The following is a 23,544-nucleotide window of genomic DNA, read 5'->3' on the forward strand; positions in this document are numbered from 1 at the left end:
TTTCCATCAACCAACCGACCCGCCCCGGCGGGAAATCTCACCATGAAAGCCACCATGCCAATCGAAACCACCACCGGCGGAACCCCGATTGCCTGCCAGTCGATCGTGCCAAACCAGCGCGCATCGGTCTGCTTGGTGCAGAACATCGCCAACATGTCCAATGGAGCAGTCAGCGGTATCTTGGGGAGCGCTACGGGGGAGATGGCGCCTGGATTGGTAGGCGTTCCGGCAATGACTCTGCAACTGGCGATAGCAGCCGGTGCTGCGGCGTTTAGGCGTGCAGTGCGTGGTGACGAAGCTGGCCGCGCGGCGACGGAACAACGCATCCGGGGTTTGCAGGACGGTGGCGTCGAGAAGGAGAAACAGGTTTGAGCTATGGATTGTTCAAGGTTGGTAAGCGCGGCATTTGGCACTATCGTTTTCAGCTCGGTGGCCTCAGTACCCAACGCAGCACCCGAGAAACGAAAAAAGGCAAAGCCGATATCGTCGCGGAGCGAGCCTACGAGGAGGCGAAGTTCGCAGCACGCGGCGCCCAGTTGGCGCCGACACTAGCCGACCTAGCGGGCCGTTGGCTGGAAATCCATGGGACTGTGGCCAGCGCGTCGCATATCCGCAGCGTCGATACCTTTGCTCGCCTGCATTTGTACGGCCTTGGTCCGAGACTGGTGTGCGACATCACTACTGAGATGGTGGAGCTGGCCCGCAACGAGCACTTGGTGACGCATGCCCCAGCCAGCGCCAACCACTGGTTGCGCGTCCTGAAGCTGCTAATGCTCTGGGCGGTCAAACGGGGCATGCTGCAGGCAATGCCTTGGCATGTGAAGATGCTAAAAGTGCAGAAGCGGCCGCGCTCTACGCTACCAGCTAGCATGGCGCGCCAGTGGCTGGGGAATCTTGATGCGGCGACCTGGCGCGACCCGGCAGTAGGTACGGCGGTGCGTCTGATGCTTGGGCTCGGCCTGCGCGAGCTTGAGGCGGCCGGGGCCCGTTGGGAATGGCTCGATTGGGATCGCCGCGTGTACACCCCGGGCAAGACGAAGGGGCGCGAGGCCGAGCCGGTGCCCACGCCTGATTGGGTGTTGGAGCACTTGCGCGCACTAGCGCCGGCGGCCCACGGCCTGATCGCCCCGTCGAGAAGGGGGAGCGCGCACCGCTCCGGCTTCGCGCGTACTGCCATATCCCTGGCCAACAAGGCCTGTGGCGTCGAGGGCATCACCCCGCACCGCCTGCGTGGCACCTTCGCCACCATGCTGTCCGAGGAAGGCGTGGGCGTCCAGACGATTCAGCTGGTAATGCGTCACAAAGACCCGAAGACCACTATGGCCTACTTGGAGAAGAACATCGATATCGCCGTCGCGGCACAATCGAAGATGGCGGAGAAAATGGGATTGGGACTGCGAGAAAACTGCGAAGTCCCTCCCGCCAAGCCGCATAAATCCTCATTTCCATGATTATCTCTAATCATCCGCTAAATTCCCGGGGTTTTGGTGCCAAAGCGGTTGAAATCGTGGTCGGGGAGGTGGCTTGCAGACAAATCGGGATCTGTTTTTGTTGCTCAATTCCGAGGAGAGTTCCGCAACAGAAAAATTGTCATTTTCAGAGGGGCGCCGCATGCGCCCTAGGGAATATATCGCAACTCGCGGGACTTTCGGATCTCCGGTTTCCGGACCGCCTCTCTGCTTGTCAGCTTTGAACGGCCTTCACGATGCCGAGGATACTGGCGCGGGATACCTCATGCAGCCTAGCTAGCGCGCTAACGCTTTCGCCCTCTTCGTACTTGGTGATGATGTCGGCGCGCTGCTCGGCCGTGGTCTTTGACGGCCGGCCCAGCGTCTTGCCTTCGCTCTTGGCGCGGGCCAGGCCGGCTTGCGTGCGCTCGACCAGCAAATCGCGCTCCATCTCGGCCACGGCCGCCAGCATGGTCATCATCATCTTGCCGGCCGGCGAGGTCAGGTCCAGCTTGCCCAGCTGCAGGACGATGACGGCAATCTTGCGGGTGGCCAGCAGCTTGACCGTGGCGCCGACGTCCTGCGCGTCGCGGCCCAGGCGGTCGAGCTTCGCCACCACCAGCGTTTCGCCGTTGCGAATCTGCGCCAGCAGCGCGGCGAACTCCGGGCGCTCGCTGGCGCTAGTCTTGCCGCTGATGGTGTCCGCATACCAGTAGTCCACCACGTGGCCGGCCGCTTCAATTTCCATCTTCTGGTTGTCTGCGGTTTGCTCTTTGGTGCTGACGCGGCCGTATGCGAAGGTTGCCATGGTGTTTCTCCGGTTAAGACTGTTAGAAAACACTGTTAGAATATATCTACCTGTTAGAAATAGCAAGCCCTATATTTATAACATTCATTTGTGTTGATGCTTGTAGGTGTTAGAAATCGTTCGTTTTCTAACAGGGGTATCAGGTAGGAATCAACATAGGTAGAATCAGGACGCTGGCGATGTCGCTGGTATTGACGAGGAGCTTTTATGTTGGAGATTACTGCCGGTGACCGTGCATACCTCACCGAGATGCGTGGCCTAGGAACCGATTCCAAGGGACGGGAAATCTTGGTCGGCCTTACCGTTGAGGAATCTAGGGAGTACATCGGCTACCTGGGCGTGCGAAGTGCAGGAACACATGCCAGCTCAGAGGAAAACGAGCGCTACATCGCACTGAATGATAGGTACGAAGCCGCCAGGCATGCGGTGTTAGGCGCAGAGATTGCCGCCCGCAGTGATACGTCTCCACGGCACTAGGCGCTGGCGGCGCAGGTTGGAACCCAGCTGAAGACCAGCAGGTTGAATTACCTGGCGGCGAAGAGCGCACGAAGGGAGCGAAGGGAACGCAGAAAAAACAGTGCTCCCTTCGCTCCCTTCGCGCTCTCTTCAATCGCTTGTTTCTGGAAGGCACCATATCCATGCGCCGCCCATGCTGAGCTTCTTCGCCTCGATGCCGAGTGATTTCTTCAGGCGCTTGGCCGCGTCCCAGGAGTGCCCGGCGTCGCGCACCTCGGCCTGCAGCGCTTTCGTGGCCATCTTGCCGCCGGCGTCCCGCAGCGTGTCTATCAGCATGCGCTCCAAGTCTTGCCGGGTGCCGCCGTCCTCGCCGGTGTCGTCGTGCTCCACATCACCCAAGATTTCCCGCGCTGTGCCCTCGATGACGCCCTCCCACACCGCGTGCGTCGCCTCGATGCCGCCGGCAATGGCCACCAGCTCGAGCGAGTAGGCCACGCCGCCATCATCGGGCGCGATGTTCGACTTCGCCCTGGCCATCACTCGGCGGCCGCTACCTTCCTCCTTTGCCGTCACCAGCACCATGCGGGCCAGCGCGCCGAACGCCTGGGAGCCAATGACGCGGTCCTGCGGCGCCTTGCCGGCGCCACCCTTGGCAAAGTGCGTGATGCCGATGACCGCGCAGCCGTGGGCGTCGGCGAAGTCCACTACCGCCTGCAGGCTACGGCGCACGTCGTTGGCGCGGTGCATGTCGCCGGCGACCGCCGACACAATCGGGTCTATCAGCAGCAGGCTGACACCGCCGATGGCGTCGACGGCGCGGCGCAGGTCGGGGATGTCCTGCGACGGGTCGAACGGTACGCTTTCTCCGTCCTGTGCGATGCCCTCGATGAAGTGGCAGCGGGCCAGGTTGGCGCCGGAGGCAATCAGGCGCGGTACCAGCGTGTCGTCGGCCACGTCCTCGCTCGACCAGATGAGCACGTTACCCCGGCCCGCGCACGCGGTGCCGTCCGGCCAGCGCCCGCCAGCGGTCAGCACCGCCGCCAGCGCGAGGGCGAGCGTCGTCTTGCCGGTCCCGGCCGCGCCGGCCAAGATGGTCAGCTTGCCGGCCGGCACCCAGCCGGGCCACAGCCAGGTGATGGGCAACGGCTTGATGTCGGCGCCGCACCTGATTTTGACGACGCGTTCGCCGCGCTGCATGGCCCGGTCGAAGGGGCGTACCGTCTCGCCTGCGCGCTCCACCTCGACGCGTGCCGCCCGCGCGGTGTCATCCTCCTTGCCCAGCGTGAAGCCGGCCATCTGGTCACTTGTGTGCTTGTCCGCCATCATGGTTTCGCCAGTTTCAAAAAGGCAGTGCGCTTGTGGTCGCTGTCGACCAGCAGCAGCCGACGCGGCCGGGCCTGGTACAGCCGGTCGGACAGCGTGCGCAGCGCGCCGTACCTGGTCAGGTTGCCGGGGAAAAGCAGCACCACGTCCAAGCCGGCCACCGCGCGGCAGTCGAGCGCGGTCGGCAAGTTCGCCGGGTCGATTTCGATGGCGTTCCGCTTGGGCGGCAAAATCCCGACGCCCAGCCACAGCACGCCGCCGACCGGCGCCAGGCCAAATTCCGTTCGGATGCGGGCAAGTTCGGCGAGAGTGCTCAATTCCCCCTCCCTGCCGGCTTTGCCTGGTCGGTGATACGGACGGAGCCGAACCACAGCACCGCCGCGCCCAGCTGGTCGGCCAGTTCCTCGGCCTCGGCCATTGCTTCCCGCTCAGTGGCACGTGGTGCGCCGGTATCCGTGCGCTCGGTGGTTCCGGTGGCGGTGGTGACTTCCAGCACCACACGTGCCGCCCACATTGGGGCCGCTGCGCCTCTCGCTTCCTCGGCCTCTTGTATGCGGCAAAGCACCGCGATGCGTGCCTGCGCCGGCTGGGAAAACTCACCCAGCCGCGCCAGGGCCTCCGCGATGGTGATGCGTATTTCACCTTGCGCGCTGCGCACCTTGAAAGTGCATTGCGCGGACGGCTCACCGATTCCAAGGTCGGAGCCCAGCAGGATCAAGGCTGGCTGTACCGGAGCGCCGGCTTTGATATGGGTGCTCATGCCACATGGCCTTTCAATACCAGCGCCTCGACCTGAATCGCTGCCTCGCGCATGAGCACGCCGTTGCGCAGCGCGCAGCTGGTGAAGCACTCCACTGCATCTACGGCGGCTCGGGTGCCTCGGTCTTTCGGGTCAATTTCCTCCAGCCTGTCGAAAATCGTCAACAGCAGGATTTCCAGCCGGGCGGCGTGCGCGCCAATATCGGAGGCGTGCTGACGAATGGCGGCGACGTTGATCATGCTCGGCTTGCTGCAGGCGCTGGCCGCTTCGATGGCGGCGTGGCGCTCGTTCGCCCGCGTCATGTCGCCGGGCGAGACGCCGGCGCTTTCAAGTTGCTCATGGACTTTGGCTTTCTGCTGCAACGTCATGGCGTTGAGCATCGCCTTGATGATGTGGTCGGCGTGGTGCAGCTCGGCCAGCAGGGCGGTAATGGTGGAGGCGTTCATTCGGCGCCTCGCACCGCAGGCAGTGCCTGCGCAGGCTTTTGCGATTCCATCTGCTGGGACAACGAGGAAATCTCGCCAGTCAGATCGGAGCAGTCCCAAAGATATTGCCCCCTGATTTCGTCGTTGAACGTGTCGAACGAGTCCAGGCCATCGCCAATAATCAGCGTCAGCATTGCAGACAGGTGCCCCGCCTTTCTGCTCAGCTGGCCGAGTGCGTTCTCGGCTTGCGCTAGCGCGCTCACGCTGCACCGCCGATCTTTGCGATGGCGGCGCGCCAGATAGCATGCCCCTCGGCCATGCCGGCATGGTAGGCGTCATCCTGCGCGCTGGCAGGGGCATACAGCCGGGCGATGCGCTTGCCCTCGATGCGGAAGGCCAGGGCGGCGCGTACGCCGGCCTTGTACTCGGCGCTGCGCGGGTCGCGCGGGCGGTTGAAGGCGGCTTGAAATAGTGGCTCGACGCTCAGGGTGCCGGCGTTGAATGGTGCGGGGGAGTGTGCTGATGTAGTGGCGCTGTAGGCGTGATTACCCATGATGTGCTCCTTGTGATTGATTTGAAAATCAACCATCCCGACGCCAATCGGGGTGGAAGACCGTGCAAGGTTGGCGTGCTGGCCACAAGTAACCAGTGGGCATTGCTGCCCCCTCACACGGCCCTCCATAGGAGAAAAGCCAATGCGTTGCGCGAAAAAAAAGCCATCAATCATAGAAGGCTTCGCGCCTTGTAGTTGCAGGACGCCAATCCTGGTTCCCTCTTTCTCGGGAACGTGGCCAGTATTGCCCAATGATCCCCAAGCCGTCAAGCGCTTTGCGTGCGCGCATTGTCGGCCGGGGTGGGCGGCGCCGTGTTGCGATTGGTCAAGGATGCAAAGTTTTACCAAGTTGCCGCGGCGCCGTCGTGCGCGCGCACCCGGGTTAGAATAGCCTTATGTTCGACGACGGGGGCGCGCGATGTTCCTAACTAAAGATGAAATCAGTGATCTGACCGGACGCGTCCACCCAGCCATTTCGGCGGTGCTGAGGCGCCTATACTGGGACGAGAAGCTGAGCAGCATCGATATCGCGCGCGCAGTTGGCGTAGCGCCAAGCACGGTATGCAAATGGATGGCACGCGCTGGTATTGAACGCCGCACAGCTGGCGAGGGCTCGCAAAACGCAGCATGGAAGAATCGCGGCAAGAAGCGCGAGATCACTCCAGAATGGCGCGCTAACCTGTCGGCCGCAGGTAGGCGTTGGGGCGCCGCCAATGCAAAGGGGACGCGTATTACGCCAAGCGGTTACGTCGAGTACACCACCGGACCCAATAAAGGCCGCTCAGTCCACCGGGTCGTAATGGAACAGCGCCTTGGACGTCCTTTGGCCAGCTATGAGGTTATCCGTTTTAAGGACCAGGACCGAGGCAACTATGAGCTCGACAACTTGCAGCTGATGACGCGCGCCGAACTTGCCGCGTATTGCCGCGCGCAAGAGATGGAATGCGGCTCCGGGTGCTCGAAAATCAATTTCCAGCAGGCGGCCAAGATCAGGCGTCTTTTTCTGGCGGGCGACATTACCCGTCGCATCCTGTCCGAGCGGTTCGGTATATCGTCGAAACAGATTGCCAGTATATTAAGGGGTGAAGCTTGGGTGCAAAGGTCCACGTGTGGCAGTGATCGGCGCACTTGAGCATCCGGACGGCCGCACATGGTATCGGATGCGGGCGCGGTCGCCTCGAGTGTGCGCACACGGGGCAAACGCCGATTGAAGGCCGCGCACCTGGTCGAGCGGGGCGGGCGCGGCGCCCTGACTTGGTCGGCCCATACCCGTAACCTCCCCCGTTGGCCGCCTCGGCGTGCGCGCACAACGGGGCAAACACCAGCATCGAATCAAGGGTTGCCGACTGCCTCGCGCGCGCAACAGGCCGAGATGGTCCGCGCCCACATCGCCAATCTGAAGACCCTGATTGCAGGGGCTCCAGAGAATGAGGATATTCATAGATGGCTAGTGTGGGCGGCTTGCGCCGCGAATCGACTGGACCCGAGCAAGGATCGATTGAAGTGATGCGGCGGCCCGCCCGCTGCGCGCCTTGCCTCCCGGCCCTGAACCAGATTGCGTGCCGACGGCATATGCGGTGGACTGTGCTTGGCGAGAACCGGCCGGGTGCTGCTCGACCTGACCATATTCAGATGACCTATGAAAAATCTTTTAGGGGCATTTTTAGGGGCAGAATAATTCCGCCATCTCAAAAATCTATGAAAAATAGGCTCTGCACGCCACCTTTAGATTCCGGCTCCGGCACCAATAGTTTGTACCGAGAAGTCCAAAGAGATACAAAAAGCCGCGATCCTCATAGGGGATCGCGGCTTTTTTGTGTTTTTGACGCTGAAATGGCCGGGCAACGTAGCCCCCTTTCGCCGGCGGCAGCAAACGGCTCAAAAGCCGACGTAGCACCGGCGGCGTGAACTTAAGAATCCAGTTGCTCAGCGGCGACGCCCAGCGCTTTGGCGATTTTGCCGATTGTCGGCCTGCGCAGCGTATCACTTTCCTCCGGCTTCGCATAAGAGGGCTGGGAAATTCCAATGCGTGCCGCTACCTCGGCCTGGGTGAGCTTGAGATATTCGCGCCAGGCTCGGACAGGCGTTGCACCATCGACGGTGGCGCTCACCACCTCATGCGGGATTAGGAACTGGTGCTCGACGACGTGCGGATCGACCTGGCGGCGCTGCCGGTGCCCGAGCCGGAGGCCTACGCGATGCTGCTGGCCGGACTGGGCCTGCTCGGCCTGCTGGCGCGCCGCCGTCCGGGCGTCTAGCCACGGCCGGCCGCGCCGCCGCTCAGCGCAGCGCGTAGTGCACGCCTTGGCGCGCCGGCGGCCCGGCGCGGCGCGCCGGCGCCGCCACCACGCCGGCGCGCTGCGGCGCGTCGGCCACCAGCTTGAAGGCGTCGACCAGCTGGCCCAGGTGCTCGGACTGCAGACGCATGGCCTCGGCCGCCGCCGCCGACTGCTCGACCAGCGCGGCGTTCTGCTGGGTCGCCGCGTCGATCGCGCCGATCGCCTGGTTGACCTGGGCGATGCCGGCGCTCTGTTCCTGGCTGGCGTGGGAGATCTCGCCCATGTAGCCGGCGATGCGGGCCACCGAGGCGACGATGTCGTCCATGGTGCGGCCGGCCTCGCCGACCATCGCGCCGCCCTGCTCCACCTGCCGCACCGAACCCTGGATCAGCGTCTTGATCTCGGCCGCCGCCGTGGCCGAGCGCTGCGCCAGCGCGCGCACCTCGCTGGCCACCACGGCGAAGCCGCGGCCCTGCTCGCCGGCGCGGGCCGCCTCGACGGCGGCGTTGAGAGCCAAAATATTCGTCTGGAAGGCGATGCCGTCGACCACGCCGATGATCTCGGCGATCTTGCGCGAGCCGGCCTGGATCGCCTGCATCGTCTCGACCACCTGGCCGACCGCCGCGCCCCCCTTGGCCGCCGCCTCGGCGGTGTGGCGCACCAGCGCGTTGGCCTCGCGGGCGTTGTCGGCGTTCTGCCGCACCGTGCTGTTGAGCTGCTCGACCGAGGCGGCGGTCTGTTGCAGCGCGCTGGCCTGCGCCTCGGTGCGCGCCGACAGGTCGTTGTTGCCGCTGGCGATCTCGCCGGCGCCCAGGTTGACCATGCCGGCGCTTTCCTTGATCTGCCCGACCAACAGCTTGACGTTGATCTGCAACACGCGCAGCGCCTGCGCCAGGTGGCCCAGTTCGTCGTCGCGCTCCATGTGGATGCGGGCGCTCAGGTCGCCCGCGCTCATCTCGCCGATGTCGTGGCACAGGCGGCGCAACGGCGCCACCGCGCCGCGCTGGACCAGCGCGGCGAACAACAGGCTGCCGGCGGCGCCGAGCAGCGCCGGCGGCGCCGTGCCGCCCGGCAGGGACGGCGCCAGCCAGCACCAGGCGAACAGCAGCGCCAGCAGCGCGCCGCCGCCGACGATCTGCTGCTGCAGCGTGGCGCGCCCGAGCAGCGCGGCCAGGCGCCAGCCGGCGCGCCGCACCACGGCGCCATGGTGGATGCGCAGCTCCTTGCTGCCGGCCTTGATCTCGCGGTAGGCCTGCTCGGCCGCCCTGACCTGTTCACGGTTGGGCTTGACGCGGATCGAGGTGTAACCGACCATGCGGCCGCCCTCGATGATCGGCGCGGCGTTCGCCTCGACCCAATAGTGGTCGCCGTTCTTGCAGCGGTTCTTGACCATCCCGGTCCAGGCGTGGCCGCCCTTCATGCTGCGCCAGAAATCGGCGAAGGCCTCGGCCGGCATGTCCGGGTGGCGCACGATGTTCTGCGGCGCGCCCAGCAGCTCCTCGCGGCTGAAGCCGCTGATGTTGACGAAGTCCTGGTTGACGTAGGTGATGTTGCCCTGCAAATCGGTCTTCGAGACGACGGTCTCGCTGTCGCTCAAAATGTACTCGTGCTGCGTGACGGGCATGTTGCTGCGCATGGTGGTGCTCCCAATGTCGTTGTTGCGGCGACAGCCGTCCCTGGCGCCAGGCGCGCGGGCGCCGGCGGACAGCTGCTGGATAGACGAAAAATGAAGTGTTGGAACCTGCCGCCGGCGGGCGTGGGCCGGCGCTGCTGCTGGCCGCGTCGCGCGGCGCCGGGGCGGCGCCTGGACTGCGGCGGCGCCGGGGGGAGGCCCCGGCGCATGGATGAATATTACCGCAGGCAATTTTCCCAAGGCAACAGAAATTGTGGTTTTTGGTGAGAATTCTCTTAAATCATCAAAAACACCACAATTGATAAAATCAATTTGCTCAAGCCATGGCCGGCCGCAGGCGCGGCGCGGCGGCCACCAGCTGGAAGGCGTCGACCAGCCGGCCCAGCTGCTGCGACTGGCCCAGCATGGTCTCGGCGGCCGCCGCCGACTGCTCGACCAGGCCGGCGTTCTGCTGGGTGGCCGCGTCGATCTGGCCGATCGCCAGGTTGACCTGCTCGATGCCCATGCTCTGCTCGCCGCTGGCGTGGGCAATGTCGCCCATGTGGCCGGTGATGCGCGTCACCGAGGCCAGCACGTCGTCCATGATGCGGCCGGCCTCGTCGACCAGCGCGCCGCCCTGCTGCACCTGCGCCACCGAGCCCTGGATCAGCTGCTTGATCTCGCCGGCCGCCGTCGCCGAGCGCTGCGCCAGCGCGCGCACCTCGGCCGCCACCACGGCGAAGCCCCGGCCCTGCTCGCCGGCGCGGGCCGCCTCGACCGCCGCGTTCAGCGCCAGGATATTCGTCTGGAAGGCGATGCCGTCGACCACGCCGATGATCTCGGCGATGCGCTGCGAACTGGCGCGGATGCCGGCCATGGTGGCGATCACCTGGCCCACCGCGACGCCGCCACGGCCGGCCACCTCGGCCGTGTGGCCGGCCAGGGCGTTGGCCTGGCGCACGTTGTCGGCGGTCTGCCGCAGCGTGCTGGCCAGTTGTTCGATCGAGGCTGCGGTCTCCTGCAGCGAGCTGGCCTGCGACTCGGTGCGGGCCGACAGGTCGGCGTTGCCGCCGGCCATATGGTGGGCGCCCAGCCGCACCGCGCCGGCGCTCTCCTTGATCTGGCCGACCAGCAACTTGACGTTGATCTGCAGCACCCGCAGCGCCTGGCTCAAACAGCCCAGTTCGTTGTCGCCGCGCGCGGCGATGCGCGCGCTCAGGTCGCCGGCGCTCATGCGGTTGATGTCGCCGCACAACTGGCGCAGCGGCGCCACGGCGGCGCGCTGCAGCTGCCAGCCGAACAGGGCGCAGCCGAGCACGCCGGCGGCGGCCGGCAGCGCGCGCACAAACGGGCCACCGGCCAGCGCCGGCGCCAGCCAGCCGGCCAGGAACAGCGCCGCCAGCGCGCCGCAGCCGAGCCCGATGTTGCGCTTCAGGCTGAGCGCCGGCAGCCGCGCCGGCCAGCGCCAGCCGGCGCGGCGCAGCGCGGCGCCGTCGCGGATGTGGAGGCGGCCGCCGCCGGCGCGGATCTCGGCGTAGGCCTGCTCGGCGGCGCGCACCTGCTCGCGGCTCGGCTTGACGCGGATCGAGGTGTAGCCGACCACCTTGCCGTCGGCGATCATGGGCGCCGCGTTCGCCTCGACCCAGTAGTGGTCGCCGTTCTTGCAGCGGTTCTTGACCAGGCCGGTCCAACTGCGGCCCTGCTTGAGGCAGCGCCACAGGTCGGCGAAGGCCTCGGCCGGCATGTCCGGGTGGCGCACGATGTTCTGCGGCGCGCCCAGCAGCTCCTCGGCCGAGTAGCCGCTGATGTTGATGAAGTCCTGGTTGGCGTAGGTGATGTTGCCCTGCAAATCGGTCTTGGAGACGACCGCCTCCGAGTCCTTCAGTATGTATTCGCGGTGCGTGGCGGGGTTGGTGTGGCGCAAGATGACTCTCCCATGGATGGCGACGATGTGCCCGCGCGGCGGCGCCCGCGCGCCCCCCCAAGGGCGAACGGCGGCAGCCGGCGGACGGCGTGACGGTGAAACGATCCAGATGCGGTACGAACTTGTGCCGGCGGAGTTGGGCCGGGGTGCTGCGGGCGGTCGCGGCGGGGCGGCCATGGCGCTACGGAAGCTGCGGTTCGGCGCCGCCGCGCGCGGGTGCGGCGCGCAGGCGGCTTGCGGCGGAACCCCACAGCAAGAAACATTGCGCGAATGATACACAGAGAAGTCTGCGCCCTCCAGCCGACTTGGCGCATTCTTGATCTTTGTTATTTTATTTACGATTTTCGTCAACAAGATTGATGAATTAGCAATGGCAGACCGCTCGCGGTCGGCTCGCTCAGCATTGAGGAGAGGCGGTACCGGCCAGCTCGACGAGGCCAACTTCAGCCGCTTCTAGGGGCCGCGCCCGCCCCGCCGCTGGTTTTTTGGCAACAACACTGGCGGCGCGGCGGGCCGCCATGGCATCATCGGGTATTCGTCATCCGCCCCGAGGTTTCCATGGCCGTGCTGCGCCGCCTGCTCCAGATCTTCCTGTTGTTCTGTTTGTGCCCGCCGTCGCAGGCGCTCGAGCTGCCCGAGCGCGACGGCGCCGCCGCCCGCCCCGCCGCCGCCGCCGCCGTGGCGCCGCTGGTGTTCGCCAACCGCACCCTGTTCGTCTTCCGCGCCCCGCTGACCGGCTACAGCCCGGCCGAGCGGGCCGAGGGCGCGCACAAGCGCCTGCTCGCCGTGCTGGCCAAACCGGGCGCGCCGGCGCCATCGACCCATCCGATCGCCGAGGGCACCCAGGTGCTGCTCGGCGGCGCCCAGCTGTTCCTGGTGACGCCGGCCGACATCAACCCGCTGGCCGGCGACACGACCGACAGCGTCGCCGCCGAGGCGGCCGCCACGCTGGCCAAGGCCCTGCTCGAACAGCGCGAGCAGGGCAGCCTGCACTACCTGCTGATCGCCGGCGCGCTGTGCCTGGCCGCCACGCTGACGTGGATGCTGGTGCTGCACGGCCTGGGCCGGCTGCACCGCTGGGCCGCCGCCTGGAGCATGCGGACCATCGGCCGCCGGCTCGGCGAGGTGAAGCTGAAGAACGTCCGCGTGCTCGACGCCGAGCACTACGTCGGCTTCATGCGCCGCCTGGTGTTCCTGCTGGTGTGGGCGCTGCGCCTGATGGCCAGCTACCTGTGGGCCGCCTTCGTGCTGGGCAAGGTGCCCTACACGCGCAGCTGGGGCGAGCGGCTCGAGGGCTACCTGCTCGACGTCGCCGGCGGCGTCGCGCAGAGCGTGCTGGGCGCCCTGCCCGGCCTGCTGCTGGTGTTGGTGATCGCCGTGCTGGCACGGCTGGTGGTGCTGACCGCCGCCTCCTTCTTCCAGCGCGTCGAGAGCGGCGAGCTGCAGTTCGGCTGGCTCGACCGCGACACCGCCGGGCCGACCCGGCGCATCGCCAACGTGGTGGTCTGGCTGTTCGCGCTGGCCATGGCCTATCCCTACCTGCCGGGCGCGCAGACGGCGGCCTTCCAGGGCGTCTCGGTGCTGGTCGGGCTGATGCTGTCGATCGGCGCCTCGAGCATCGTCGGCCAGGGCGCCAGCGGTTTGATCCTGATGTACGCGCGCACCCTGCGCAAGGGCGAGTACGTGCGCATCGGCGACAGCGAGGGCACGGTGGCCGAGCTGGGCCTGTTCAACGTCAGCCTGCGCACCGGCCTGGGCGAGGAGGTCACCCTGCCCAACGCCTGGGTGCTGGGCCAGACCAGCAAGAACTATTCGCGCGCCTATCCGGGCACCGGCTTCGTGCTCGACACCACCGTCACCATCGGCTACACCACGCCGTGGCGCCAGGTGCACGCGATGCTCGAGCTGGCCGCCGGCCGCACCGAGGACATCGCCGCCGCGCCCAAGCCGTATGTGATGCAGTTGGCGCTGTCCGACTTCTACGTCGAGTACCGGCTGGTGGCCTACGCCAGCGTGCGGACGCCGCGCAAGCGCGCCGACGTGCTCAACCAGCTGCACCAGCACATCGTCGACGTGTTCAACGAGTATGGCGTGCAGATCATGTCGCCGCACTACCAGCGCGACACGCCGGAGCCGCAGGTGGTGCCGAAGGAGCAGTGGCACCTGGCGCCGGCCGCGCCGCCGCCGGACGGGGCGGCGGCGCGCGACGCCGCCTGAGTCAAACGGCGGCGCGCTCGTCCCAGCGCAGCGGCAGCGCGGCGCACTGGCGCCAGCCGCCTTCCACCGCGAAGCGCCAGCTGCGCTCGGCGCCGTTGGCGGCGTCGGCCGGCCACAGCACCGTGGCGCGGCCGCGCAGCTGCAGCAGGTCGCCGCTGGCGTAGTCGATGAACAACAACGCGGCGCGCTCGTCGAGCTGCAGGTTGCCCAGGGTGTTGAAGTAGCGGTTGCCGGGAAAGTCAGGCACCAGCAGGCTGTCGCCGTCGACCCGGACGAAGCCGCGCGGGCCGCCCCGGTGCGACATGTCGGCGCCGTGCGCGCCGCCGCTGCTGGCGATGAAGAAGGTGTCGGCGCGCGCCACCACGGCGCGCGCCTCCTGGTCCAGGCCGACGAAGGGCTGGCCGGCGGCGCCGTCGTGCAGCACCCCGCCCGGCCCGGCCGGTAGCGCGCGCAGGTCGCGCTGCACGATGTGTTTGGGGCAGTTGCCGAAGGACTGGCGCACCTCGATGCGCAGCCCCTGCGGGCCGGCGGCGGCGACCACGCCGTTGACGCGGTTGCGCCGGCGCGTGGCGAAGTCCAGGCCCAGCAGGCCGACCTGGGCGCCGGCCGGCAGCTCGGCCGCCACGGCCAGCCGCAGGGTGTGCGGGTCGGGGCTGGCGGCGAAACCGGGCGCGCCGCTCAGCACGCCGGCCACGGGCCAGCCGTCGGCCGCCACCGTGGCCATCAGCAGAAACGGTTGGGCGGCGAAGAACTCGCGGTGCTGCGCCGGCATGGCGTCGTAGATGGCGCCGCCGGCCGAGGCCTGGCCGGCCAGCCGCTGGGCGGCCAGCTCGCCGGCGTGGAAGGGGCCGTTCATGGCGCGGCCGGCGGTGCCGAGCGCGGCATCGGCACGAAGCCGGGCAGCGCCTCGATCCGTCGCAGCCAGGCGCGCACGGCCGGATACGGCTCGAGGGCGACGCCGCCCTCGGGGGCGTGGGCCAGGTAGCTGTAGCAGGCCAGGTCGGCCACGGTGGCGCGCGCGGCGGCGAGGAAGTCGCGCCCACGCAGATGCTGCTCGACGAAGGCCAGCGTGCGCTGCGCCAGCGCCTGGGCCTGGGCCAGGTCGCCCGGGCCGTTCCACAGGCAGATCACGCGCGCCGCCGCCGCACCGTGTTTGATCTCGTTGGCGGCAAGCGACAGCCAGCGCTGGATCGCCGCCATCTCCACCGGGTCGGCGCCGAGCCAACCGGCGTCCGGCGCGTAGCGGGCGGCCAGGTAGACCAGGATGGCGTTGCTGTCGCTCTGCACCAAGGCGCCGTCCTGCAGCACCGGGATCTGCCCCAGCGGGTTGAGGGCGCGGAACTCGGCCGAGGCGCGCACGGCGGCCGGCGCGTCGACGAAGCGGTACGCCAGGCCGAGCAGGTGCAGCAGCAGCTCGACCTTGTGGCAATGGCCGGACAGGTGCACGCCGTGCAGGGTCAGGTCGGCGCCGGCGAACGGCAGGTTGGTGCTGGACATGGTGGTACTCCCGGGGACGGTGGACAAGGAGGCCATGGTAAGCATTTCAGTTTTCGCTGTAAATACTGCTTAACCGGAAATCACTATTCCACTAAATGGAATAGTCCCAGCCCCCGCCGCGCGGCTTAGCGCCAGCGCGCCACCATGGCGGCGAACTCGACGCCGGTGAAGGGTTTGGCCAGGTAGTCGTCCATGCCGGCGGCCAGGCAGCGCTGGCGGTCGCCCTCGATGGCGCTGGCGGTCAGCGCGATCACGGGCAGGCGCGCCAGGCCCAGCGCCGCCTCGCGCTCGCGCAGGCGGCGCGTTGCCTCGTAGCCGTCCATCACCGGCATCATGCAGTCCATCAGCACCAGGTCGTAGTTGCCGCTGGCCAGAGCGGCCAGCGCCAGCTCGCCGTTGCCGGCCTCGTCGACCTCGCAGCCGAGCCGGGTCAGCAGGATGCGCGCCAGTTGCCGGTTCATCTCGGTGTCCTCGGCCACCAGCACGCGCCACGGCGGCGCCGGCGCGGCGCTGGCGGCGGCGTCCTTGCCATGCTCTGGCGGCGCGCCCCCGCCCGCCCTGACGTCGGCCGCTGCGGCCGGCGCCGGCCGGCAGGGGATCTCGAAGGCGAAGGTGGTGCCGCGCTCGGCCACGCTGACGCAGTCGATATGGCCGCCCATCAGTTCGACCAGGCGCTTGCAGATGGCCAGCCCCAGCCCGGTGCCGCCGTACTGCCGGCTGATGGTGTTGTCGGCCTGGCTGAACGGCTCGAACAGGCGGCGTTGCGCCGCCGGCTCGATGCCGATGCCGCTGTCGCAGACGGCGTAGTTCAGCCGCAGTGCCTCGCCGTCGGCGCCGGCGCTGGTGCTGGCGGCCAGGCGCACCGTGACGCGGCCGCTGGGCGTGAACTTGATGGCGTTGTCGATCAGGTTGCCCAGCACCTGGCGGATGCGGCCGGCGTCGGCGCAGACCGCCGCCACGCCGACCTGGCAGACGGTCTCGATGCTCAGGCCCTTCTGCGCCGCGCTGGCCAGGTACAGTTCGACCACCTGGCGCAGGTGCGCGGCGGGGTCGAAGGCGGCGCTCTCGAGTTCCATGCGGCCCGACTCGACCTTGGAAAAATCAAGCACGTCGTTGATGATGTGCATCAGCTCGACCACGCCGCTGTGGACGTTGCGGGCGTAGCCGCGCTGGGTGGCGTCGAGCTCGGTGCCGAGCATCAGCTCGGACATGCCGACGATGCCGTTCATCGGCGTGCGGATCTCGTGGCTCATCATGGCCAGGAAGCGCGACTTGGCCTCGCTGGCGGCGTCGGCCAGCCGCATCAGCTCGCGCGCCTCCTCGGCGTCGTGCTCGCGCCGCTTGAGCAGCACGGCCATCAGCCAGAAGGCCACCAGCAGCACCAGCAGGCTGGCCAGGCCGACGCCGCCGAGCAGGCGCACGCTGCGCCACCAGCCGGCCAGCAGCAGCTCCTCGGTGATGGTGGCGTTGACCACCAGCGGATAGTCGCGCACCTGGCGCACCGCGCCCATGCGGTAGGTCGGCCGGCCGCCGGCCGACTCGCGCGGCGCATGCGTCAGCACGACGTCGTGCAGCTTGCCCTGCGAAATGACCTGGTAGGTGGTGCCCGACAGCACGCGCTTGCCCATCATGCCCTCGACCTGCGGCCAGCGCGCCAGCAGCGTGTGGTCGCGCCGGTACAGGGTGATGGCGGCGTGCTCGCCCAGGCTGACGTTGCGGAAGAAGGCGGCGAAGAAGTCGCAGGAGACGCCCACCAGCACCACGCCGGCGAACTCGCCGGCCGGGCCGTTGAGGCGGCGGCTGACGTAGAAGGTCCACTTGCCGTTGCCCTTGTTGCGCACCGGCACGCTGAGGAAGACCGCCGGGTCGTTGCTGGCGCGGTGGTGCTGGAAGTAGTCGCGGTCGGCCAGGTTGATCACCGGCGCCGGATAGCTGCGGGTGAAGTTGAGCACGCTCCCGCCGGCGTCGACGATGGTGGCCACGTCGACCTGCGGCAGGCCGCTGATCTTGTCGCGCATCATCTGGTACATCGCCTCGCTGCGCGCCAGCTTGGCCAGCGGTGCGGCGTCGCGCTTCTGGCCGGCGTGCACCACGTCGACGATGGAGTCGAGCACCAGGTAGGTCGAGCCCATGGTCTGCGCCACGTTCTCGCTCAGCACCAGGGCCAGTCCGCCCATGTCCTGGCGCCAGTCCTCGATGGCGCGCTCGCGCAGGAACCAGGTGGACGCCAGCATGGTCACGCACAGCAGCACGACCAGCGCGCCGCCGATCAGCGCGGTGGCCGTGCGCGCGCTCAAGCCGGTCCAACGCAGCGGGTTGCGGCGCCGCTCGCGCCGTGGCGGCGGCCCGGCGGCGGGCGCGCGCGGCCTTGGCGGCGCGACGGCGCTCATCGGGACGACACGGCGGCGCCGTCGAACTCGGCGATGCTGCGCTCGACCTCGGCCAGCACCCGGCCGAAGGCGCCGGCCAAGCCGTCGCACAGCTCGGCGGCGACGCCCAGCTGGCCGCCGCCGGCGGCGCTCTCGACCCGCTGCAGCGCGGCGGCCAGGGCGGCGGCGCCGACCAGGGCGACGGTGCCCTTCAGCGCGTGGCTCTCGTGGCACAAGGCGCGCGCCTCGCCGGCCGCCAGCGCCGCCAGCAGGCGCCGCAGCATGGGCGGCGCGATGGCGACGAAGGTGTGCGACAGGGCGCGGAAGGTCTCCAGGTCGCCGGCCGCCGCGCGCAGCAGCACGTGCGGATCGATGCAGCGGTAGGCGGCGCTCACGCCGGCTCCTCGAGCGGCGCGACGGCCGCCAGCGGCGCCGGCGGCGCCAGGTCGGCGCGGCGCAGCGGCAGGGTGAACGAGAAGATCGCGCCCGGCGCGCCGGCGGCCGCCTCGACCCAGATGCGCCCGCCCATCAGCTCGACCAGGCGGGCGGCGATGGCCAGGCCGAGCGCGGCGCCGTCCTTGGCGCGGCTGGGCGAGTCGTCGAGCGGCGAGAATTTTTGGAAGATCTGGCGGCGCAGCTCGGCCGGCACGCCCTGGCCATGGTCGGCCACCTGCACCAGCAGGCCGTCGGCGCCGGGCGCCATGCGCAGGCACACCCGGCCCGGCGCGCTGGCGGCGACGGCGTTGCGCAGCAGGATGTCGAGCACGCGCAGCAGCTTGGCGCGGTCGCACACCAGCAGCGCGCCGAGCTGCGGCGCCAGCTCGCACTCCAGGCTGAGTTGGCGGGCGGCGGCGGCGCCGGCGTGGCCGGCCAGCGCCTGCCGCGCCACCTCGGCGAGCGGCTCGGCGTGCAGCTCGACCACCGTCTTGCCCGATTCGAGCGCGCTCAGCTCGAGCACCGACTCGATCAGGCCGAACAGGCGCATGCCGCACTCGTGCACGGCGCGGGCGAAGCCGCCCCGCGTGCCCTCGCCCAGCTCCTCGGCCAGCAGCTCCGAGTAGCCGAGGATGCCGTTGAGCGGGGTGCGCAACTCGTGCGACATGTTCGACAGGAAGCGCGACTTGGCCAGGCTGGCGGCGATGGCCTGCTCGCGGCTGTCGATCAGGCGGCCGGTCATGACGATGAAGCCGGCGCACACCAGGCCGATCAGCAAGGTGACGGCGGCGGCCAGCGCCAGCGCCTGGACGCGGCCGGCGGCGTGGCCGGCCAGGCGCTCCTCCAGGTCGATGCCGACCAGCACGTAGAGCGGATAGGCGCGCAGCTTCTCGTAGGCGTAGATGCGTTGCCGGCCGTCGATCGGGCCGGCGTCGTCGAACACGCCCTGAGCGCCGCGCCGCATGGTGGCGAAGACGGCGCTGCTGCCGATGTCCTGGCCGCGCGAGTCGTCGCCGCCGACGCGGCGCGCGCGCACCACGCCGTCGGCGCCGACCAGGGCGATCGAACCGCGCTGGCCGACGTCGATCTGTTCGTACAGGCGGGTGAAATAGGACGGGTCGAGCGAGGTCACCACCACGCCCTTGAAGGCGCCTTCCGGGCCGCCGATGCGGCGCGTCAGCTGCAGCGACCAGCGCTGCGAGACCCGCCCCAGCACCGGCTGGCTGATGTACAGGGCGTCGCCGAGGGCGCCGTCGCGGTGCACGCTGATGTGGGCGCGGTCGGCCAGGTTCATCGGTTTGAACGGTTTGCTCGACAACACCACGTCGGCGTTGCCGTCGACGATGCTGAACAGGTTGTACAGGTCGCTCGGGCCGAGCCCCTCGCGCAGCTCGCGGCCGATGTCCAGGCCCATGCCCAGGCTGCTGTAGCGGTGGCGCAGGAAGATCACCGCCTGGTCGGCGGCGACGATGGTGCGGCTGGCGTGCTCGTCGAACAGGCGGGCCAGGCCGCGGGCGTCGCGCCGCGCGTCGGCGATCTGCGCCTGGCGGGTCGAGGACAGCTGCACCATCGTCATGGTCCAGGTGCCGGCGATCAGCAGCAGGCCGAAGGCCGCCAGCAGCCAGCGCACGTCGACCTTACGCCAAGTCCGTTGCCACATCGCGCCCCCTCCGTCAGTGCCGCCGGCCGCCGGGAATGGCGCCGCGCTGGCATCGAGACACCATCTTGCCCCCAAAAAACCGATTTGTCAAATTCGTTTAATTCGATATATTCAATTCGTTGCACCGAGACCGGCGCAGCTCAGCGCCCCTGCCGCGCCCGCTGCGCGCAGCAGCCGCGCAGATAGCCGCGCAACTCGTCGTAGTTGACCGGCTTGGCGAAGAACACCACGCCGGCCGGCACGCCGCCGCGCGCCGCCAGGTCCTGCTCGGACATGCTCGACAACATGGCGATGTGCGGGATCGCCAGGTGCTGGTCGCCCAGGATGGTCCTGACCACCTCGTAGCCGTCGATGCCGTCCATCATGATGTCGGCCAGCAGGATGTCGGGCTGGCGGCGGGCGATCTCGAGCAGCGCCTGGTAGCCGTTCTCGCAGAACGACAGGCTGACGGGCAGTTGCCAGGCGGCGATCTGGCGCTCGTAGATGGCGCGCTGCATCGGGTTGTCCTCGATCACCAGCACGCTGGCCGGGCCGCCGACGGCGGCGGCCCGGCCGGCGCCGGCCACCGCCCCGCCCTGCGGCGCGGTCTTGTAGTCCAGCACGGCCTGGCGCGGAATGCGCCGGTGCCCGCCCTTGGTCTTCCACGCCTCGATCACGCCTGCCTCGACCAATTGTTGCACCGAGGATACGGAAATACCGAGGATCTCGGCCGCCTGCTGGGTCGTGCACACCTCGTCGGGCGTGGTTTCCTTGCTCTTCATCGCGATATCAGTCTCAAATTCCACAAATAGAAAAAATAAATTACCCAAATTCAACAAATAAGTTCAAAAATCAATATAATCAATTCCGTGAACACAGGTTCCTCCGCCGCAGCGCGTCCCCCTCAAGCGCATTATGCCGCCGAAACGGGGGGCGGTATAGCGGAAAACGGTGGCGGCGCCAGCAGGAAATGCGAATAGCAGCAAAAAGCGGTGAATTCGGTTCACCTCCCCCCCTCCATGAGTCGACATGCAAGCGAACCACCACAGCCAGGCCACCATCCACCCGCTCCATTCCGGCGCCAAGCGCGAGGCGCCGGTGTTCGGCCTGGGCGGCGAGGAGTACACCGTCGACATCTGCCTGGTGCAGGAGCTGCGCGGCGACGGCGACTGCATCATTCCAGCCCAACTGCTGGCCGCCTAAGCGCCCGCCCACCCTACCCCAAAAGAACACTATGAACCTGCGCAACCTAACAATCGGCCAAAGACTCGGCCTGAGCTTCGCCCTGATCCTGCTGATGCTGGCGCTGAGCGCCGCCCTGTCCTACGTCAAGCTGCAACAGCTCGACGACGATATCGTGCGGACCAACCAGGACCGCTATCCGAAAATCGTGCTGGCCCACACCATCAAGGACGAGCTCAACGAGACGGCGCGCAATATGCGCAACATGCTCTTGATGAGCGCCCCCGAGCAGCTCGCCGCCGAGGCGGCCAACATGGCCGAGAGCAGCGCCGTCGTCGCCCGCAGCATCATCTCGCTGGACAAGGCGATCGTGTTGCCGCAGGGCCGCGCCATCATGGCCACGATCCAAGTCCAGCGCGGCGACTTCATCGCCCAGCGCGGCGAGTTCCTGCGGCTGGTCGAGGCCAGCGACAAGGCGGCGGCGCAACAACTGCTGCTCGAGCGCGTCCGCCCCGCCCAAATGAAATACTTCGCCGCGCTCGACCAGCTGATCGCCCTGCAATCGGCCCTGATGGAGGCCAGCGGCAAGGAGTCGACCGCCGCCGCCGCCACCACCGAGGCGCTGCTGATCGGCCTGACCCTGGCCGCCCTGCTGGTCGGCGCCGTGCTGGCCGTGCTGGCCACGCGCAGCATCACCCGGCCGCTGGCGCGCGCCGTGGCGGCGGCGCAACGGGTCGCCGCCGGCGACCTGAGCGGCACCATCGTGGTCGATTCGCGCGACGAGACCGGCCAGCTGCTGCAGGCGCTGCAGGACATGAACGTCAAGCTGCACGGCATCGTCGGGCAGGTCCGCGGCGGCACCGAGACCATCGCCAGCGCCGCCGGCCAGATCGCCGCCGGCAACCTCGACCTGTCGGTCCGCACCGAGCAGCAGGCCGGCGCGCTGGAGGAGACCGCCTCGTCGATGGAGCAACTGACCGCCACCGTGCGGCAGAACGCCGGCAACGCCCGCCAGGCCAACAGCCTGGCGCTGGCCGCCAGCGAGGCGGCGCGCCAGGGCGGCGAGATGGTCGGCCAGGTGGTCGCCACGATGGGCGCGATCAACCAGTCCTCGCGCAAGATCGCCGACATCATCGGCGTGATCGACAGCATCGCCTTCCAGACCAACATCCTGGCGCTGAACGCCGCCGTCGAGGCGGCCCGCGCCGGCGAACAGGGCCGCGGCTTCGCCGTGGTCGCCACCGAGGTGCGCAACCTGGCCCAGCGCAGCGCCGCCGCCGCCAAGGACATCAAGAGCCTGATCGACACCTCGAGCGCGCAGGTCGACGCCGGCGGCAGCCTGGTCGAGCGGGCCGGCAGCGGCATGCAGGCCATCGCCGCCGACATCGGCCGGGTCACCGAGGTGATGGCCGAGATCCTCGCCGCCACCCGCGAGCAGAGCGCCGGCATCGAGCAGATCAACGAGGCCATCACGCAGATGGACCAGGTGACCCAGCAGAACGCCGCCCTGGTCGAGGAGGCCGCCGCCGCCACCGCCGCCATGCGCCAGCAGGCCGACGAGCTGAGCGAGACGGTCGGCGTGTTCCGCCTGCACGCCGGCGAAGCGGCGGCGCCGGTAGCGCCGGCCCCGCTGTCGTCAGCGGCGCCGCGCCGCCGCCGCGCCGCCGGCACGCCCACCCTGCTGGCCTTGGCCGCCTAAGCCCCTTCCCACCCCGTCCACCCGAACCGGAGTCCGCCATGAACCCTCGACAGCCCCAACGCCGCCTCGGCGACAGTGCCTGGAACCGCCTGAGCGGCCACGAGGGCCTGCGGCAGACACTGCTGTTCGGCGCCGTCGCCGGCCTGGTCCTGGCCATGCTCTACCTGCCGCAATTGAGCCCTTGGCACCGCATGGCGCTGCTGGCCATGCTGGGCGCCACCGCCACCACCCTGACGCTGCGCACGCTGGGCGCACACGGCCCGACGCAGCGCCAGCCGCGCCGCTCGCCGGCGCCGCTCGCCGCTTCGGCGGACCTGGCCGCCTGCCGCGCCATGCACGGCATCACGCCGCCCGGCCCGGCCCCGGCCCCGGCACTGGCACTGGCACTGGCACTGGCGCCGGCGCCGGCCGGCCGCGCCGACCATGGCATCGAGCCCGGCGTCGAACTCGGCATCGACAGCGGCGCCGTCACCGATCCCCTCACCGGCAGCTACCGCCGCCAGGAGGGCGAACGCCTGCTGGCGCACATGTTCGGCCGCGCCCGCCGCTTCAGCGCGCCGCTGGCCCTGGTGGTGTTCCGCCTCGAGCATGTGCGCCGCATCAACGCCATGTTCGGCCGCGCCAGCGGCGACGCCGTGCTGGCCGACCTGGCCCGCTTCGCCACCGAACGCCTGCGCGGCAGCGACGTGCTGGCCCGCTGGGACGACTGCTCGTTCGCCCTGCTGCTGCCGGGCACCTCGGCGCGCCAGGCGGCCCATGTCGCCCGCATGCTGCAACAGGGCATAGAACAGTCCTTCTTCGCCGGCTTCGGCGGCATGAGCTGCAGCGTCGGCATCGGCGCCAGCAGCCGCTGCCGCTCGGCCGCCGAGCTGGCCCTGCAAGCCGAACGCCGCGCCGCCGAGGCCTAGTCGCCGCAGC

General features: G+C 68.6%; 24 protein-coding genes. 8 read left to right on the forward strand and 16 right to left on the reverse strand.

Going from position 1 to position 23,544, the window contains the following annotated elements:
- Positions 1–42: 42 nt before the first annotated feature.
- Both BM252_RS24245 and BM252_RS24250 read left to right on the forward strand, forming a co-directional pair.
- On the forward strand, positions 43–372 hold the full coding sequence (locus BM252_RS24245) for a hypothetical protein (RefSeq protein ID WP_139236726.1): 330 nt from the start codon (positions 43–45) through the stop codon (positions 370–372).
- Entirely contained in the window at positions 369–1,451 is a 1,083-nt protein-coding gene (locus tag BM252_RS24250; RefSeq protein WP_093390246.1) for a tyrosine-type recombinase/integrase, read from the forward strand. The genes BM252_RS24245 and BM252_RS24250 overlap by 4 nt, the downstream gene beginning before the upstream one ends.
- 232 nt (positions 1,452–1,683) lie before the next feature.
- On the opposite strand, the gene BM252_RS24255 is transcribed toward BM252_RS24250, so the two are convergent.
- The 7 genes from BM252_RS24255 to BM252_RS24285 form a co-directional block, all read right to left on the reverse strand.
- The gene (locus tag BM252_RS24255; RefSeq protein WP_093390247.1) at positions 1,684–2,256 is read right to left on the reverse strand and encodes a recombinase family protein; all 573 of its coding nucleotides are present in this window, start codon (positions 2,254–2,256) and stop codon (positions 1,684–1,686) included.
- A gap of 606 nt (positions 2,257–2,862) precedes the next feature.
- Positions 2,863–4,038, reverse strand: a complete 1,176-nt coding sequence (locus BM252_RS24260; RefSeq protein ID WP_245774422.1) for an AAA family ATPase — start codon at positions 4,036–4,038, stop codon at positions 2,863–2,865.
- Positions 4,035–4,352 (reverse strand): hypothetical protein, encoded by a 318-nt coding sequence (locus BM252_RS24265; RefSeq protein WP_093390248.1) that lies wholly within the window; start codon positions 4,350–4,352, stop codon positions 4,035–4,037. Before BM252_RS24265 ends, BM252_RS24260 begins: the two co-directional genes overlap by 4 nt.
- Positions 4,349–4,795 (reverse strand): hypothetical protein, encoded by a 447-nt coding sequence (locus BM252_RS24270; RefSeq protein ID WP_093390249.1) that lies wholly within the window; start codon positions 4,793–4,795, stop codon positions 4,349–4,351. The genes BM252_RS24265 and BM252_RS24270 overlap by 4 nt, the downstream gene beginning before the upstream one ends.
- Positions 4,792–5,241, reverse strand: a complete 450-nt coding sequence (locus BM252_RS24275; RefSeq protein ID WP_093390250.1) for a hypothetical protein — start codon at positions 5,239–5,241, stop codon at positions 4,792–4,794. The genes BM252_RS24270 and BM252_RS24275 overlap by 4 nt, the downstream gene beginning before the upstream one ends.
- Positions 5,238–5,483: a hypothetical protein gene (locus tag BM252_RS24280; protein ID WP_093390251.1), complete on the reverse strand. Its 246-nt coding sequence runs from the start codon at positions 5,481–5,483 to the stop codon at positions 5,238–5,240. The genes BM252_RS24275 and BM252_RS24280 overlap by 4 nt, the downstream gene beginning before the upstream one ends.
- Positions 5,480–5,773, reverse strand: coding sequence for a hypothetical protein (locus BM252_RS24285; protein ID WP_139236727.1), 294 nt, complete (start codon positions 5,771–5,773; stop codon positions 5,480–5,482). The genes BM252_RS24280 and BM252_RS24285 overlap by 4 nt, the downstream gene beginning before the upstream one ends.
- A 418-nt stretch (positions 5,774–6,191) precedes the next feature.
- Here BM252_RS24285 and BM252_RS24290 point away from each other — a divergent pair, with 418 nt between their 5' ends.
- Positions 6,192–6,905 carry an HNH endonuclease gene (locus BM252_RS24290; protein ID WP_093390253.1) on the forward strand — a complete coding sequence of 238 codons (714 nt, stop codon included), beginning with the start codon at positions 6,192–6,194 and terminating at the stop codon, positions 6,903–6,905.
- 778 nt (positions 6,906–7,683) lie between these two features.
- Here BM252_RS24290 and BM252_RS24295 read toward each other — a convergent pair.
- Entirely contained in the window at positions 7,684–7,884 is a 201-nt protein-coding gene (locus BM252_RS24295; RefSeq protein ID WP_425442365.1) for a helix-turn-helix domain-containing protein, read from the reverse strand.
- A gap of 24 nt (positions 7,885–7,908) precedes the next feature.
- Between BM252_RS24295 and BM252_RS24300 the strand changes: the two genes are divergently transcribed.
- On the forward strand, positions 7,909–8,031 hold the full coding sequence (locus tag BM252_RS24300) for a PEP-CTERM sorting domain-containing protein (protein WP_425442366.1): 123 nt from the start codon (positions 7,909–7,911) through the stop codon (positions 8,029–8,031).
- Positions 8,032–8,053: 22 nt separating this feature from the next.
- On the opposite strand, the gene BM252_RS32050 is transcribed toward BM252_RS24300, so the two are convergent.
- Both BM252_RS32050 and BM252_RS24310 read right to left on the reverse strand, forming a co-directional pair.
- Entirely contained in the window at positions 8,054–9,688 is a 1,635-nt protein-coding gene (locus BM252_RS32050; protein ID WP_093390256.1) for a methyl-accepting chemotaxis protein, read from the reverse strand.
- Between the two features lie 313 nt (positions 9,689–10,001).
- A complete protein-coding gene (locus BM252_RS24310) occupies positions 10,002–11,588 on the reverse strand; it encodes a methyl-accepting chemotaxis protein (RefSeq protein WP_093390257.1) in 1,587 nt (528 codons plus the stop codon).
- Between the two features lie 558 nt (positions 11,589–12,146).
- Between BM252_RS24310 and BM252_RS24315 the strand changes: the two genes are divergently transcribed.
- Complete coding sequence (locus tag BM252_RS24315; RefSeq protein ID WP_093390258.1) at positions 12,147–13,805, forward strand: mechanosensitive ion channel family protein; 1,659 nt, start codon at positions 12,147–12,149, stop codon at positions 13,803–13,805.
- A 1-nt stretch (position 13,806) separates the two neighbouring features.
- Here the strand turns inward: BM252_RS24315 and BM252_RS24320 are convergent, their stop codons facing one another.
- The 6 genes from BM252_RS24320 to BM252_RS24345 all read right to left on the reverse strand — a co-directional run bounded on the left by BM252_RS24320 (position 13,807) and on the right by BM252_RS24345 (position 20,527).
- The gene (locus tag BM252_RS24320; RefSeq protein WP_093390259.1) at positions 13,807–14,661 is read right to left on the reverse strand and encodes a pyridoxamine 5'-phosphate oxidase family protein; all 855 of its coding nucleotides are present in this window, start codon (positions 14,659–14,661) and stop codon (positions 13,807–13,809) included.
- Positions 14,658–15,302 carry a glutathione S-transferase gene (locus tag BM252_RS24325; protein ID WP_093390260.1) on the reverse strand — a complete coding sequence of 215 codons (645 nt, stop codon included), beginning with the start codon at positions 15,300–15,302 and terminating at the stop codon, positions 14,658–14,660. Before BM252_RS24325 ends, BM252_RS24320 begins: the two co-directional genes overlap by 4 nt.
- A 125-nt stretch (positions 15,303–15,427) precedes the next feature.
- Positions 15,428–17,692: a hybrid sensor histidine kinase/response regulator gene (locus BM252_RS24330; protein ID WP_093390261.1), complete on the reverse strand. Its 2,265-nt coding sequence runs from the start codon at positions 17,690–17,692 to the stop codon at positions 15,428–15,430.
- Complete coding sequence (locus BM252_RS24335) at positions 17,689–18,066, reverse strand: Hpt domain-containing protein (protein ID WP_093390262.1); 378 nt, start codon at positions 18,064–18,066, stop codon at positions 17,689–17,691. Before BM252_RS24335 ends, BM252_RS24330 begins: the two co-directional genes overlap by 4 nt.
- A complete protein-coding gene (locus BM252_RS24340; RefSeq protein WP_093390263.1) occupies positions 18,063–19,766 on the reverse strand; it encodes a cache domain-containing sensor histidine kinase in 1,704 nt (567 codons plus the stop codon). Before BM252_RS24340 ends, BM252_RS24335 begins: the two co-directional genes overlap by 4 nt.
- A 140-nt stretch (positions 19,767–19,906) precedes the next feature.
- On the reverse strand, positions 19,907–20,527 hold the full coding sequence (locus tag BM252_RS24345) for a response regulator (RefSeq protein WP_093390264.1): 621 nt from the start codon (positions 20,525–20,527) through the stop codon (positions 19,907–19,909).
- Positions 20,528–20,774: 247 nt separating this feature from the next.
- On the opposite strand from BM252_RS24345, the gene BM252_RS31465 reads away from it, so the two are divergent.
- From BM252_RS31465 to BM252_RS24355, 3 genes are read left to right on the forward strand one after another with little or no spacing between them, the layout of a single operon-like run.
- Positions 20,775–20,948: a hypothetical protein gene (locus BM252_RS31465; RefSeq protein WP_217429959.1), complete on the forward strand. Its 174-nt coding sequence runs from the start codon at positions 20,775–20,777 to the stop codon at positions 20,946–20,948.
- Positions 20,949–20,979: 31 nt separating this feature from the next.
- On the forward strand, positions 20,980–22,626 hold the full coding sequence (locus BM252_RS24350) for a methyl-accepting chemotaxis protein (RefSeq protein WP_093390265.1): 1,647 nt from the start codon (positions 20,980–20,982) through the stop codon (positions 22,624–22,626).
- A gap of 38 nt (positions 22,627–22,664) precedes the next feature.
- A complete protein-coding gene (locus tag BM252_RS24355; protein ID WP_093390266.1) occupies positions 22,665–23,534 on the forward strand; it encodes a GGDEF domain-containing protein in 870 nt (289 codons plus the stop codon).
- The last annotated feature ends 10 nt before the right edge of the window (positions 23,535–23,544 follow it).

Source organism: Rugamonas rubra (assembly GCF_900114705.1).
Classification (GTDB): domain Bacteria; phylum Pseudomonadota; class Gammaproteobacteria; order Burkholderiales; family Burkholderiaceae_D; genus Rugamonas; species Rugamonas rubra.